Below are 12,894 nucleotides of genomic sequence, written 5' to 3' on the forward strand. Positions count from 1 at the left end.
GTCGACGACTCTCGGCCGTGAAGCCTCTCAAAGGCGAGAATAGCAGCAAAAACCTCGACCGCCGGCTCAGGCGTCAGCCGCCGCGCCGGTCTCCAGGTCGAAGTCCCACTCCTCGTAGCCGCCGGCCATGCTGGCGACGAGCACGCCGTCCTCGACGCCCTCGTAGCTCTGTATCAGCATCGCGGCCTGCTTCGACGACTGGCCGACCGGACACGCGCAGACCACGTCGGTGTCGTCCCAGTCGATGTCGGGGACGCGGGCGGGGAGCTCGCCCAGCGGCACGTTGATCGCGCCGGGGATGTGACCCTGCTCGTACTGTTCGGGCGGCCGCGTGTCGATGACGCGGACGTCGCCCTTCTGGACGCGCTCGTTGACTTCCTCGGGGGTGAGTTCCTCGACCATGATTACTCCTTCCGCATGAAGATGCGGTAGCGGCCGTCGCCCGACTTCCACACCTTGGCGGTGGCGTCGTCGCCGACCGCCTTCGGGACGTTCTCGGTGCTCGGGACGTGGTCGGTCTTCTGGACCAGCACGTCGCCGGGCGAGAGCCCCGCGATGGCCTTCTTCGCCTCAACCTGCGGGTACGGACAGACCTCGCCGGTCATGTCCTGTACCTCGGTCGCGTCCGCCAAGAGCGACTCGGCGGTCTCGTCGTCGAGTTCGTCGGGCATCTCGACGACGTCGTCCCATGATGGTTGGCTCATACGGGCCGATACGCGTCTCGCCCGGTAACCCCTTTCGTGTGCGGCAGGCTTCTCCCGTATCTCGGACGGGCGATCGCGGCGCACGACCGCGATAGGCGTCGAGACGACCGTTTCCGTCGGACTCTTATCGGGGAGCGATCTACGGGACCCATGAGCGAGTACGTCGTCGACGAGTCGACGATCTTCGAGACGCCCCTCGTGGGGCTCGACCTCGACATCGAGGCCGACGCGGACGTGTACGCGAAGGCGGAGTGGTTCAACCTCTACGACGCCCCGCACGGCGGCGGGTCGATCAAGTCCCGGATCGCGAAGGGGATGCTCGACGGCGCCGAGGGGCGCGGCGAGCTGGAACCCGGCGTCACCGTGATCGAGCCGACCTCGGGCAACACCGGCAGCGAGGTGGCGCGGCTCGCGGCCGCTCGCGGCTACGACGTGGAGATCGTCATGCCCGACAACGCGGCCGGCGGGAAGGTGGAAGCCGTCCGGGACGCCGGCGCGGAGATCCACTTCGTCGACGCCAACCTCGGCTACGACGCCGTCATCGAGCGCTGCGAGGAGATCATCGCCGCCGACCCCGACGCGTATTTCCGCCCGAACCAGTACGAGAACCCCGACAATCCGGGTACCCACGAGCGGACGACCGCCCGGGAGATCTACGAGGCGACCGACGGCGACGTGACCCACTTCGTCGCCGGCGTCGGCACGGGCGGGACGATCACCGGGACCGGACGCGGCCTGACCGACCTGAGCGACGGCGCGGTCGAGGTCGTCGGCTTCGAGCCGGACGAGCAGCTCCACGCCATCGACGGTCTGAAGTTCCTCAAAACGGGCGACCACTACCACCCGGAGACGTACGACGAGTCGGTGCTCGACCGGACGGAGTACGTCACCACCTCGGACGCCTACGACCGGGCGCGGGCCCTCCGGGAGCGCTACCTCGACGATCCGGTGCCGATCGCCGACCTCGGCCGGCACGACGAGGCGACGGTGCGTGAGCACCTCCGCGTCGACGAACAGTTCGTCGTGGGCACGTCCGCTGGCGCGGGCGCCGCGGTGGTGGCGAACCTCGACGCGGCCGGCGACCTCGCGGACGACGACGTGGTCGTCTTCATGCTGTGCGACCGCGGCGACAAGTACGCGGACATCCCGCTCTGGGAGGATTACTTATAAACCGACGGTCGTTGCGAGGACGGAAACGGAACCGTTATCGACCGCCGCTGGCGGCCGGGATGACGCGGACCTGCGCGTCGGCCGGGACCTCGGCGTCGACGCCGTCGACGGGCGTCCCCTCGACGTAGACGTTAATGAACTCCTTGATCTCGCCGTCGTCGAGCACGCTGTCCCGGAGCTCCGGGCCGTGCTCGTCGGCGTGGTTGTCGAACAGTTCCCGGACGGTGTCGCCCTCGACCTCGACCTCCGAGGTCGCGGACCCGCCGACGAGAACGGCCGGCAGCTTGATCGTTGCCATACGTCGCGTTCGCGTCCCAGTGCAAAAAGGGACGCGTCGACGGCAACCGCGGCCACGGTCTAACACGACCGACGAGCCGGATCGATCCGACCGCGACGGCTCCCGTCGGACGGTCTCCCCGTCGCCGACGAGACGAGCGTCGGTGCCGTCGGAGCCGTCGCCGGTCGTGCGGACGGGACGCACCTCCGAGATGCCGGCAGGACGCGCCGGTGGGCGGCCGGCTTATGCGTTCGTAGCGACAAGCAAGTGCGAATGAGTGACCTCGATCTCGACCCGACGCAGCTCGACCGCTACTCCAGACACATCATCATGGACGACGTCGGCCCCGAGGGGCAGAAGGCCCTGCTCGACGCCGAGGTGCTCGTCCTCGGCGCGGGCGGGCTCGGCGCGCCGATCATCCAGTACCTCGCCGCCGCGGGCGTGGGCACGCTCGGTATCGCCGACGACGACGAGGTCGAGCTGTCGAACCTCCAGCGCCAGGTGATCCACGGGAACGACGACGTCGGCCGCAAGAAGGTCGACTCCGCCGCCGACTTCGTCGAGCAGCTGAACCCCGACATCGACGTCCGCAAGCACGAGCTCCGGGTCACCTCGGACAACATCGAGGAACTCATCGACGGCTACGACTTCGTCGTCGACGGCACGGACAACTTCGCGACGCGGTACCTCGTCAACGACGCCTGCACGCTCGCCGGGATCCCCTTCTCGCACGGCTCCATCTTCAAGTTCGAGGGACAGGTGACGACGTTCGCCGGCGACGACGACTCGCCGTGTTACCGCTGTCTGTTCCCCGAGGCGCCGCCGGCCGGGATGGTTCCGAACTGCGCCACCGCCGGCGTCCTCGGCGTCCTCCCGGGCACCGTCGGCTGCCTGCAGGCGACCGAGACGGTGAAACACATCATCGGCGAGGGCGAGTCGCTCGACGGCTCGATGCTGTTCTTCGACGCGCTCGACATGGAGTTCGACAAGGTCGAGATCCCCAAGCAGGACGACTGCCCGGTGTGCGGCGACGACCCCGCCATCGAGTCGGTCCGGGACGTCGAGTACAACGCCTCCTGCGCCATCGACGTCGGCGGCGACGACGCCGAGCCGGAGATCGAAGCGGACGACTGACCGGCCGGGACCCGCGCCGACCCCCGAACCGGATCGCCTCCCCACACTTATCCGCCGGTCGTTCGTACCCGTCGTCACATGCCCGACGAGCCGAGCGGCCGCAACCTCGACGGCGACGCGCCGGTCGCGGAGGCCGTCGTCGAGACCGAGGAGGCGACGATCACCGGGGACGCCGAGCTCGAACGCACCATCGGGCTGACGGGCGGCCTCGCCATCGGAATCGGGACGATGATCGGCGCCGGGATCTTCGTGTTCCCGGGGCTCGCCGGCGGGGAGATCGGGACGGCGGCGACCGCCTCGTTCGCGGTCGGCGGGGTGATCGCCCTCCTCGTCGCGCTCCCGACCTCGGAACTGGCGACGGCGATGCCGCGGAGCGGGGGCGGCTACTACTTCATCTCGCGCGGGCTCGGGACGCTCGCCGGGACCGTCATCGGGCTGTCGCTGTGGCTCGGGCTGGTGTTCGCGACCGCCTTCTACCTCGTCGGACTCGGGTACTACGCCCTCGACGCCCTCGCGCAGGTCGGGATCGCGGTCGGCGTCGGCTCGGGCGCGATCGTCTCGGTCATCGCCGTCCTCGCCGGGGTCGGGTTCACCGTCCTGAACGTCACCGGCACCGAGAACGCCGCGAAGCTCCAGAACGGGATCGTCGCGCTGCTCCTCTCGATGCTCGTCGCCTTCCTCGGGTTCGGCCTGCTGGAGGCGTTCGGACTCGTCGCCGTCGACACGCCGCCCGGGCAGGCCGCGAACGTCTGGGGAGCCGGGCCGGTCCTCTCGGTCGCCGCGCTCGTGTTCACCTCGTACCTCGGGTTCGCGCAGGTGGCGACGGTGGCGGGGGAGATGAAGGACCCGGGACGGAACCTGCCGCTGGCGATGGTCGGCTCCGTGGTGATCGTCACGGTGCTGTACGTGCTGACCATCTTCGTCGCGACGAACATCTTCACGCGGGACGCGCTGCTTTCGGCCGGCGAAACCGCGATGGTCGAGGTCGGCCGCGCGCTGCTCGGCCCGGCCGGGGCGCTCGTGATCATCGTCGGCGGACTGTTAGCGACGATGTCGTCGGCGAACGCGTCGATCCTCAGCACCTCGCGGGCGATCTACGGGGTCTCGAAGGACGCGCTCCTCCCGCGGTGGGCGAGCCGGATCAACCTGCGGTACGGCACGCCGCACGTCGCGCTGGGGATGGCCGGCGGCCCGGTCGTCGTGCTGGCGGCCACGGGACAGGTACAGCTGCTCGCCGAGGTCGCCTCCTTCCTCCACCTGATCATGTACGGGCTGATGTGCGTCGCGCTCGTCGCGATCCGCCGGGACCGCCCCGAGTGGTACGACCCCGACTTCGTCGTGCCCGGGGGGCCCCTCATCCCCGTCGTCGGCGCGCTCGCCAGCTTCGGGCTGATCGCCTTCATGAACCGGCTCTCGATCCTCGTCGGGCTCGCGGTCATCGCCGCGACGGCCGGATGGTATTTCTACTACGCCCGCGACGTGTCGCTCAAGGGGGCCCTGTGATGACACGCGTACTCGTCCCGATCGCGGTGCTCGACGGAGAGAGCGTCTCGCCCGGCCTGATCTCGCTGCTCGGAACCGTCGACGTGACCGTGCTCGGCTACCACGTCCTGCCGGAGCAGACGCCGCCGGACCAGGCCCGGCTCCAGTTCGAGGAGCGCGCGACGTCCGCGCTGGAGGACATGGGCCAGGAGTTCCGGGCCGCGGGCGGCGCGGCCGATCATCGGCTCGTGTTCACGCACAACCGCGAGCAGACGATCGACCGGGTGGCCGGCGAGGTCGACGCCGACGCGTTCGCCGTCCCCGGGACGACCGGCGACGTCGACCGGCTCCTCGTGTCGCTCTCGGGCGACGTCGACGCCGACCGGGTCCTCTCGTTCGTCGAGGCGCTCGTCGGCGACCGGCCGATCGGCGTCACGCTGTTCCTCGCGCCCGGGGAGGACGCCCGCATCGCATCCGACGAGGCCGGAGACGCCGGCGGCCCCGAGAGCCCCGGTCCGATCGCCCCCGGCGACGCCGGCGACGCCGGCGACGCCGGCGACCCCCCCAGCGCTCGACTGGCGGCCGCGGCCGAGCGGCTCCGCGAGGCGGGGATCGACGTGAGCACGAAGTCGGGGGCCGAGGGGTCGCCGTTCGGCTCGCTGATCGACGCGGTCCCGGGCCACGACGCCGTCGTGCTGGGCGAGCGCGCGCCCTCGTTCCGGTCGTTCGTGTTCGGCGGCGAGGGCGAACGGGTCGCGGCCGCCTCCGTGGGGCCGGTCCTCGTCGTCCGCGGTCGTCGGGACGACGACGTCGACGAAGACGACGCGGACGGGACGGCGGAGGGAGACGACGAGTAGCGGGTGTCGCCGACGGCGCGAAGAGCGCCTACCGCTCGCCCTGCACCGAGACCGTCTCCTGTTCGAACCCCTCCTCGTCGCCCCGCCAGCGCCACGAGCCGACGAACGGGTAGCCGTCGAGCGCGCAGATGACGTACGAGTGGTCCGGCCAGGTCGCCCGCGCGGCGTCGGTCTCGCTCGGGTGGGTCGGGCCCGTGGGGTGCGAGTGGTAGAAGCCGACCACGTCGAGTCCGTCCTCCTCGATCGTTTCGATGAGCTCGAACTGCTCCTCCGGGTCGATGAGGTAGCGGATCTGGGGCGTCTCGGCGACGTTCTCGGCCTGGTACGTGTCGGTGACGACGCTCGGCTCGCCGTCGGTCCCGTGCGTCCCGGCGAGGACGCCGCAGATCTCCGCCTCGCCGCCGCCGTACGCGTGATAGACGATGTCGTCGTAGACCGCCCGCGAGAGTTCGATCATGGACGAGCGAAGGCGACTCCGACCGATAAGTCCGTCCCGACCGGCAAGGGCCGCGCTCCGTCACAGGTAGCGGCAGTCGTTGACGGGCTGGCGGACGGTTTTGCCGCCGCGGTCGGAGTCGGTGGCATGAGCGACGCTCAGCGCGGGTCACCGGCGCCCACGGCCGACGAGGCGCTCCACACGACCCTCGACATGCCGTTCGACGACGCGGTCCCCTTCGTGCAGATCGAACACGAGCTCGCCGACTTCGAGACGGTACGGGTCACGCGGCTCGACGAGATGATCGAGGGAATGCTCGGCCACGACGACGTCGAGCGGACCGCCCTCATCGTCGTCTGTCACCCCGAGATCGCGTTCGACGCGATCGAGATCGACCCGACGCTCGCCGGGATGCTCCCGTGTACCACCATCGTCTACGAGCGCGAGGGCGACGACCTGGTACACGTCCACCACACGTCGGCGACGAAGGCGATCCGCGACCTCGGCTGCGCGCCCGCGAATGCCGACGGCGCGGTCGAGGACCTCGTCGAGAAGACCGGCGAGCTGATGACGGTCGTCTGGGAGAACATCGAGGAGCACGGGCGAGAGCACGCGGCGGAGTAGACCGTCGGAACCCCGGCTTCGGATCGGTCCGGCTCCGGACCGTCCCCTCTACAACCCCTCGGCCCGCCGGAGGGCGTCGCGTACCGCCCCCGGTGTGGCGTGGGGGCCGCCCTGTACCCGGTGGTCCGGGAGGAGGAGCGGGACCGGGTTCTCGTCGAGCGCGCTCCGCACGAGTTCGAGGTCGTCGGGGTCGTCCGCGTCGAGCGCGGCCAGGCGCGTGAGCCGGCTCACCGACACCTCCTCTCCGTAGGGGACCGTCCGGAGCGCGTCGAGGACGTCGCGGCGGTCCGTCGGCACCGTGAGCCCGACGGCGACGTCGGCGAACTCGTCGCGCTCGCCGCGGACGTACGCGCCGATCCGGTCGAGCAGCTCGTGGTCCGGCTCCGCGTCCGCCGGCACGTCCGCCGGGAACGACACCGAGATGACCCGCCCGCCGGCGAAACCGACTTCCACCGCTCGGCCGAGGGCCTCGAACTCACGGGCGAAGACGCCCGACGTTCCCGTCGTATTCATACCCGTCATGCGACGGGCCCGACGGTTAAAACGAGGGGTCGAGGCCGCCGAGGGAACCTGGGCGGCGTTCGGCGCGCTTCACGGGCGGCCGGCCCCGCAAGCCTTATGAACAGATACGTGCATTAGTGTACAGTAATGGAGGATGCAACCGAGCTGGCCCCCGCGGTCAGGTCGATACTGTCGGCCGCGCGCGACCGGGCGGCCTAGGGCCGAACTGACCGCGTCGACGCCGACCCGCGCGACCTGCGCGCCGCGTTCGACCGCGCCGAGGCCGACGGGCGGGTCCCCCTGATCGCCGAGATCAAGCCGACGAGCCCGACCACCGACGGCACCCGCGGAGACGACCCCGTCGCGCTCGCCGAGGGGATGGTCGCCGGCGGCGCCGCGGCGCTCTCGGTGCTCACGGAGCCCGAGCACTTCGGCGGGAGCGTCGCGGTGCTCGAACGCGTCCGGGAGGCCGTCGACGTGCCGGTCCTCCGCAAGGACTTCGTCGTCGCCGAGTCGCAGCTCGACGCCGTCGAGAGCGACGTCGTCCTGTTGATCGCGCGGTTCGTCGGCGACGACCTCCCGGAGCTGTTGGCGGCCGCCCGCGACCGCGGCTTCCAGGTCCTCGTCGAGGTCCACGACCGCGAGGAGCTGACGCGGGCGCTCGACGCGGGGGCGACGACGGTCGGCGTGAACAACCGCGACCTCGCGGAGCTGGTCGTCGACCTCGGAACCTTCGAGTCCGTGGCGCCCCACGTCTCGGACGAGGTGACGCTGATCGCGGAGAGCGGGATCGGCTCGCCCGGCGACGTCCGCCGGATGCGGGCGGCCGGCGCCGACGCGCTGCTCGTCGGGAGCGCGATCATGGACGGCGACGTCGAGGCGAACACGCGGGCGCTGACGCGGGCGGAGGCGGACGACGGAGACCACCGAGACACCACGGAGACACCCACATGAGCGAAACCGAGTCAACGACGATCGAGACCGGAGAGCTGTCGCGACGCCCCGGCCGCCAGCGCGGCCGCGAGGACGGGAAGTTCGGCCGCTACGGCGGCCAGTACGTCCCGGAGGCGCTGATGCCGGCGATCGAGGAGCTGACGGACGCATACGAGCGGTACGTCCTGGAGAACGAGGACGGCTTCATGGACGAGTTCCGCGAGCGGCTCGCCGACTTCGGCGGTCGCCCGATCCCGCTTCAGCGGGCCGACCGGCTCTCAGAGCGCTACGACCGCGAGATCTACCTCAAGCGCGAGGATCTCCTCCACGGCGGCGCGCACAAGCTGAACAACGCCCTCGGACAGGTGCTTTTGGCGAAGTATATGGGCAAAGAACGGATCATCGCCGAGACCGGCGCCGGCCAGCACGGCACCGCGACCGCGATGGCGGCCGCCCACCTCGACATGCCCTGCGAGATCTACATGGGCGAGCGCGACATCAACCGCCAGCGGCCGAACGTCTTCCGGATGAAGCTGAACGGCGCGGACGTGAACCCGGTCACGGCGGGTCGCGGCACGCTGAAGGAAGCGATCTCGGAGACGATGCGCGACTGGGCGACCACCGTCGAGAACACCCACTACGTCATCGGGTCGATCGTCGGCCCGCACCCGTTCCCCGTGATGGTGCGGGACTTCCACGCGGTCATCTCCGAGGAGGCCCGGGCGCAGACGATAGAGAAGACCGGCGAGCTCCCGACCGACGTGGTCGCCTGCGCGGGCGGCGGGTCGAACACGATGGGCGCGTTCACCGAGTTCGTCGACGACGACGAGGTCGCGCTCCACGCGGTCGAGGCCGGCGGCTCGACGCTGGAGGTCGACGAGGAGGCCGGCGTCGCCCCGAACTCGGCGTCGCTGTACACCGGGGAGGAGGGCGTGCTCCACGGCGCGCGCACCAAGCTCCTGCAGGACTCCGACGGGCAGATCATGGAGAGCCACTCCATCTCCTCCGGGCTCGACTACGCCGGCGTCGGCCCCGAGCTCGCGTACCTCGTCGACGAGGGGCGCGTGAGCCCCGTCGCCGTCGACGACGACGCCGCCTTAGAGGGGTTCCACCGGCTCTCCTCGACGGAGGGGATCATCCCCGCGCTGGAGACGGCCCACGCGTTCGGCTTCCTGGAGGAGCGCCACGAGGAGCTCGGCGAGCGCGTCGTCGTGAACGTCTCCGGGCGCGGCGACAAGGACCTCGACGCCGCCATCGAGGAGACGGACAAGCGCGACATCGACGAGGCGCCGGACATGTCGATGTTCACGGGGGGGATCTGAATGCCCGAGACGGGGAACTCCGCGGCCATCGCGGCCGCCTTCGCCGACGGCCCCGCCTACGTCCCGTACCTCGCCGTCGGCGACCCCTCCTACGAGGCGTCGCTGGAGTACGTCCGCGCGCTCGACCGCGGCGGCGCGGACGTCATCGAGCTCGGGCTCCCGTTCTCGGAGCCCATCGCCGAGGGCCCGACGATCCAGGGCGCCCTCGTGCGCTCGCTCGACGGCGGGATGACGCCGGACCGGTTCTTCGCGTTCGCCGAGGAGCTGGACGTCGAGGCGCCGCTGGTCTGTATGACGTACTACAACCTGATCTACCAGTACGGATCGAGCGAGGCGCGGAGTGCCTCGGAGGCGAGCGGTGAAACCGCGAGCGCCGGCCCCCGTCCCTTCGTCGAGCGCGCCGCCGCGGCCGGCATCGAGGGGCTCGTCGTTCCCGACCTCCCGGCCGAGGAGGCCGACCCGCTGCGGGAGGCGTGCGACGAGTTCGGTCTCGACCTGATCTTCATCGTCGCGCCGACCACGGTCGGTGACCGACTCGACCGGATCATGGGCCGCGTGTCGGGGTACGTCTACGTCCAGGCGCGGCTCGGGACGACCGGCGCGCGCGACGACGTCTCCGACCAGACCACGGAGAGCCTCGACCGGCTCGCCGAGTACGACGTGCCGAAGGCCGTCGGGTTCGGAATCTCGGCGGGCGAACACGCCGAGCGCATCGTCGCCGGCGGCGCAGACGGGGTCATCGTCGGCTCGGCGCTCGTCGATATCGTCGCCGAAGGCGTCGAGAACGACCTGCCGACCGCCGAGGTCGCGGACCGGCTGGAGGCGCTCTCGCGTGAGCTGAAGGCGGGCGCGGAGCGGGGCCACGCCGCCCGCGTCGGCGCCGCGGAGTCGCGGTGAGCGCGGGTTCGAGCCAATACGACCCCGAACGAAACCCACTTACCTGCGATTGCCACACTCTCACACAACGACCGAACCCATCATGACAGCAGGACTCTCGGCACGACTCGACCGTATTTCCACAAACGACCGGTACCTCATCGTCCCGATGGACCACGGGATCACGATGGGCGCCGTCGACGGCCTCGTCGACATCGAGTCGACGATCGACGGCGTCACCTCGGGCGGCGCGGACGCGGTCCTCACGCAGCGCGGCGTCGCGGAGCGCGTTCACCCGAACAAGAACGGCGCGGGCTACATCGTCCACGTCAACGGGTCGACGACGATCGGCCCCGACGAGAGCGACAAGCGCGTCACCGCCACCGCCGAGGACGCGGTGCGCGCGGGCGCCGACGCGATCTCGTTCCACATCAACGTCGGCTCCGACCACGAGCCCGACCAGATCGAGGAACTCGCGGAGCTGACCGCCGACGCCGAGCGTCTCGGGCTCCCCGTGCTCGCGATGGCGTACGCGCGCGGCCCCGGCGTCGACGAGACCGATCCCGAGTCGCTCGGGCACGCGGTCCGGCTCGCCGAGGAGCTGGGCGCTGACGTAGTGAAGACCGGCTACTCCGGCGACGGCGACTCGTTCGCCCGCGTCACGGAGTCGACCCGGCTTCCGGTCGTCATCGCCGGCGGCTCGAAGGGGACCGACCGCGAGACCGTCGAGATGGTGCGCGGCGCGATGGACGGCGACGCGGCCGGCGTCTCGATGGGCCGGTCGATCTTCCAACACGACGACCCCGAAGGGATCGCCCGCGCCGTCTCCGCGATCGTCCACGACGACGCCGGCGTCGACGAGGCGCTCCGGGCGGGCGGGTTCATCGAAGCGTAGCGGCCCGTCGCGCCGCCCGAGTCGGGACGGCGGATCTGGCGAGGCCTCAGCAGGCGGTGCTGATCCGCTTCTGCGGCTCCGGCTCCCCGATCGGTCCGCTCGGACTGACCTCCTGTTCGACGTGGAAGACGGTCACGGACTCCACGCTCGGGTCCGCCCGTTCGCACACGTACGCCGCCACCGGACGGTACTGCGTCTCGCCGGCGTACCGCATCCTGTGTCCGAACTGATGCCAGAGGGTCGTCGGGTACGTCTCCGCGGCGTCAGGGGGACGGTCGAACGCGACCGCCCCGCCGTCGAGCGCGTCGATCGACTCGCCGGAATCGAGGGTCCCTCGAACGACGTACCAGCTTGACGTGTCGGGCGGGTTCGGCGCGAAGAACGACCAGCTCACCTCCGACAGCCCGCCGGTCGCCTCCGACGCCGGGAGGTCGACGAGGCCGACCCCCGCGGCCTGCCACCACACGAGCGCGACGAAGAAGCCGACGAGCAGGACGGCGGCGGCGACCCGGACCCCGCGGCGAACCCCCGACGGAACCGACGCCGAGAGGGCGGCCCCGTCCGCGCTGCCGCCGTCGCTCCGAAGCGCGGGGTCCGCGACCCGAGCGGGGACGCGGACCTTCGAGGCGACCGCCTCGGCGGCGTCCCAGGCCCGCGGCGGGAAGAACAGCAGGAGGATCGCGACCATGACGAACGGGAAGACGGCGAGGCGCATCGTCGCGGCCATCCCGAGGTGCGCGGCGACGAACGACAGGGCGACGCCGGACCTGAGTCGCTCGGACGGGACGAGCAACAGGACGGACGCCGCGAGGAGCGCGATCCAGAGCCAGTTCATCGCCGCGAGGAGCGCGGCCCATTCGGAGACGAGCGGGCCCAGTCCCACCACGAACTCCTCAACCTGGTATATCCGCGGGACCGCGACGCCGGACATCCAGGCGTCGCTCCGGTACTTGGAGACCGCGTTCGCCGCGTAGATCGACACGAGCGTCAGGAGGGCGACGGCCGTCCCGAGCGAACAGACCCGCCGGTCGCTCCCGGCTCCCCGTTCGCGGCCAGCCCCCTTGTCGAGGTCGTCTCGTCCGTCGAGACCGCCTCGACCGCGACGGTCGGTCTCGCGGCTCGCGCCGAGCGACCACCGGGCGTCGAGCGGGAGGAAGAGGGCCAAGAAGAGGAACGCGACCAGGATCGTGTTCCCGCCGTTGATCACGAGCGGGTTCCGGGCGTACAGCGACGCGAGCAGGACGAACGAGACCCCCGTCGAAGCCCGCGTCCGATAGCCGACGAGCAGGCAGACGGCGGCGAACGCGGCGACCGCGAGCAGCGCCGTCTGGACCCGCGCCGACCCGGAGATCGCGTGGATCGAGGCGGCCTCCAGCGCCGGGTACACCTCGGCGAGCGTCGAGCGCGGCAGGACGCCGTCGTCGGTGTAGAACGCGCGCACCGCCGGGAGCCGGTAGACGAGCAGGTCCCAGAGGAGCACGAGCGCCACCGCGATCCGGAACGCGCCGAGCGCGCGCGGGTCGATCCCGAGGTACGGCGCGGCGCGCTCGCGGAGGGCGTCGCGCGTCGCGGCGTAGCGAGAAGCCGCGTTCGAGAGCCGCTCGCGTGATGGCGTCATTCGGTTCTTCGAGTCGTAGGTGCTATCTCAGCGATAAGTGCTTTGTCGTCTCCGGGAGCGCGCCG

14 protein-coding genes and 1 pseudogene are annotated in these 12,894 nt (G+C 70.9%); 9 read left to right on the forward strand and 6 right to left on the reverse strand.

The window, feature by feature from the left end:
- Positions 1–66: 66 nt before the first annotated feature.
- Complete coding sequence (locus SD626R_RS09205) at positions 67–402, reverse strand: rhodanese-like domain-containing protein (protein ID WP_092565922.1); 336 nt, start codon at positions 400–402, stop codon at positions 67–69.
- 2 nt (positions 403–404) lie between these two features.
- Positions 405–704 (reverse strand): sulfurtransferase TusA family protein, encoded by a 300-nt coding sequence (locus tag SD626R_RS09210; RefSeq protein WP_092565923.1) that lies wholly within the window; start codon positions 702–704, stop codon positions 405–407.
- Between the two features lie 150 nt (positions 705–854).
- On the opposite strand from SD626R_RS09210, the gene SD626R_RS09215 reads away from it, so the two are divergent.
- Positions 855–1,874, forward strand: a complete 1,020-nt coding sequence (locus SD626R_RS09215; RefSeq protein ID WP_092565925.1) for a PLP-dependent cysteine synthase family protein — start codon at positions 855–857, stop codon at positions 1,872–1,874.
- A gap of 34 nt (positions 1,875–1,908) precedes the next feature.
- Here the strand turns inward: SD626R_RS09215 and SD626R_RS09220 are convergent, their stop codons facing one another.
- Positions 1,909–2,172 carry a MoaD/ThiS family protein gene (locus SD626R_RS09220; protein WP_092565927.1) on the reverse strand — a complete coding sequence of 88 codons (264 nt, stop codon included), beginning with the start codon at positions 2,170–2,172 and terminating at the stop codon, positions 1,909–1,911.
- A gap of 252 nt (positions 2,173–2,424) precedes the next feature.
- Between SD626R_RS09220 and SD626R_RS09225 the strand changes: the two genes are divergently transcribed.
- From SD626R_RS09225 to SD626R_RS09235, 3 genes are all read left to right on the forward strand, one after another.
- Positions 2,425–3,285: an SAMP-activating enzyme E1 gene (locus SD626R_RS09225; protein WP_092565929.1), complete on the forward strand. Its 861-nt coding sequence runs from the start codon at positions 2,425–2,427 to the stop codon at positions 3,283–3,285.
- A 78-nt stretch (positions 3,286–3,363) separates the two neighbouring features.
- A complete protein-coding gene (locus SD626R_RS09230; RefSeq protein WP_092565931.1) occupies positions 3,364–4,788 on the forward strand; it encodes an APC family permease in 1,425 nt (474 codons plus the stop codon).
- On the forward strand, positions 4,788–5,624 hold the full coding sequence (locus SD626R_RS09235; RefSeq protein ID WP_092565933.1) for a universal stress protein UspA: 837 nt from the start codon (positions 4,788–4,790) through the stop codon (positions 5,622–5,624). The genes SD626R_RS09230 and SD626R_RS09235 overlap by 1 nt, the downstream gene beginning before the upstream one ends.
- 28 nt (positions 5,625–5,652) lie before the next feature.
- Here the strand turns inward: SD626R_RS09235 and SD626R_RS09240 are convergent, their stop codons facing one another.
- On the reverse strand, positions 5,653–6,081 hold the full coding sequence (locus SD626R_RS09240; RefSeq protein ID WP_092565935.1) for a desampylase: 429 nt from the start codon (positions 6,079–6,081) through the stop codon (positions 5,653–5,655).
- A gap of 126 nt (positions 6,082–6,207) precedes the next feature.
- Between SD626R_RS09240 and SD626R_RS09245 the strand changes: the two genes are divergently transcribed.
- Positions 6,208–6,684, forward strand: coding sequence for a DUF302 domain-containing protein (locus tag SD626R_RS09245; protein WP_092565937.1), 477 nt, complete (start codon positions 6,208–6,210; stop codon positions 6,682–6,684).
- Between the two features lie 48 nt (positions 6,685–6,732).
- Here the strand turns inward: SD626R_RS09245 and SD626R_RS09250 are convergent, their stop codons facing one another.
- Entirely contained in the window at positions 6,733–7,197 is a 465-nt protein-coding gene (locus tag SD626R_RS09250; RefSeq protein WP_092565939.1) for an MGMT family protein, read from the reverse strand.
- Between the two features lie 135 nt (positions 7,198–7,332).
- Here SD626R_RS09250 and trpC point away from each other — a divergent pair.
- The 4 genes and pseudogenes from trpC (at position 7,333) to SD626R_RS09270 (ending at position 11,211) form a co-directional block, all read left to right on the forward strand.
- Positions 7,333–8,139 (forward strand): annotated as a pseudogene (gene trpC / locus SD626R_RS09255) (indole-3-glycerol phosphate synthase).
- Positions 8,136–9,440, forward strand: a complete 1,305-nt coding sequence (trpB, locus tag SD626R_RS09260; protein ID WP_092565941.1) for a tryptophan synthase subunit beta — start codon at positions 8,136–8,138, stop codon at positions 9,438–9,440. The pseudogene trpC and the gene trpB overlap by 4 nt, the downstream one beginning before the upstream one ends.
- A complete protein-coding gene (trpA, locus tag SD626R_RS09265) occupies positions 9,441–10,337 on the forward strand; it encodes a tryptophan synthase subunit alpha (RefSeq protein WP_092565943.1) in 897 nt (298 codons plus the stop codon).
- An 82-nt stretch (positions 10,338–10,419) separates the two neighbouring features.
- The gene (locus SD626R_RS09270; protein WP_092565945.1) at positions 10,420–11,211 is read left to right on the forward strand and encodes a 2-amino-3,7-dideoxy-D-threo-hept-6-ulosonate synthase; all 792 of its coding nucleotides are present in this window, start codon (positions 10,420–10,422) and stop codon (positions 11,209–11,211) included.
- Positions 11,212–11,257: 46 nt separating this feature from the next.
- Here the strand turns inward: SD626R_RS09270 and SD626R_RS09275 are convergent, their stop codons facing one another.
- Positions 11,258–12,829 (reverse strand): HTTM domain-containing protein, encoded by a 1,572-nt coding sequence (locus tag SD626R_RS09275; RefSeq protein ID WP_092565947.1) that lies wholly within the window; start codon positions 12,827–12,829, stop codon positions 11,258–11,260.
- Positions 12,830–12,894: the final 65 nt, after the last annotated feature.

This window comes from Halorubrum sp. SD626R (assembly GCF_001261915.1).
Classification (GTDB): domain Archaea; phylum Halobacteriota; class Halobacteria; order Halobacteriales; family Haloferacaceae; genus Halorubrum.

Coding starts and splice junctions, on each gene's coding strand:
- SD626R_RS09205 (WP_092565922.1), bottom strand. CDS start 402: ATGGTCGAGGAACTCACCCCCGAGGAAGTCAACGAGCGCGTCCAGAAG.
- SD626R_RS09210 (WP_092565923.1), bottom strand. CDS start 704: ATGAGCCAACCATCATGGGACGACGTCGTCGAGATGCCCGACGAACTC.
- SD626R_RS09215 (WP_092565925.1), top strand. CDS start 855: ATGAGCGAGTACGTCGTCGACGAGTCGACGATCTTCGAGACGCCCCTC.
- SD626R_RS09220 (WP_092565927.1), bottom strand. CDS start 2,172: ATGGCAACGATCAAGCTGCCGGCCGTTCTCGTCGGCGGGTCCGCGACC.
- SD626R_RS09225 (WP_092565929.1), top strand. CDS start 2,425: ATGAGTGACCTCGATCTCGACCCGACGCAGCTCGACCGCTACTCCAGA.
- SD626R_RS09230 (WP_092565931.1), top strand. CDS start 3,364: ATGCCCGACGAGCCGAGCGGCCGCAACCTCGACGGCGACGCGCCGGTC.
- SD626R_RS09235 (WP_092565933.1), top strand. CDS start 4,788: ATGACACGCGTACTCGTCCCGATCGCGGTGCTCGACGGAGAGAGCGTC.
- SD626R_RS09240 (WP_092565935.1), bottom strand. CDS start 6,081: ATGATCGAACTCTCGCGGGCGGTCTACGACGACATCGTCTATCACGCG.
- SD626R_RS09245 (WP_092565937.1), top strand. CDS start 6,208: ATGAGCGACGCTCAGCGCGGGTCACCGGCGCCCACGGCCGACGAGGCG.
- SD626R_RS09250 (WP_092565939.1), bottom strand. CDS start 7,197: ATGAATACGACGGGAACGTCGGGCGTCTTCGCCCGTGAGTTCGAGGCC.
- trpB (WP_092565941.1), top strand. CDS start 8,136: ATGAGCGAAACCGAGTCAACGACGATCGAGACCGGAGAGCTGTCGCGA.
- trpA (WP_092565943.1), top strand. CDS start 9,441: ATGCCCGAGACGGGGAACTCCGCGGCCATCGCGGCCGCCTTCGCCGAC.
- SD626R_RS09270 (WP_092565945.1), top strand. CDS start 10,420: ATGACAGCAGGACTCTCGGCACGACTCGACCGTATTTCCACAAACGAC.
- SD626R_RS09275 (WP_092565947.1), bottom strand. CDS start 12,829: ATGACGCCATCACGCGAGCGGCTCTCGAACGCGGCTTCTCGCTACGCC.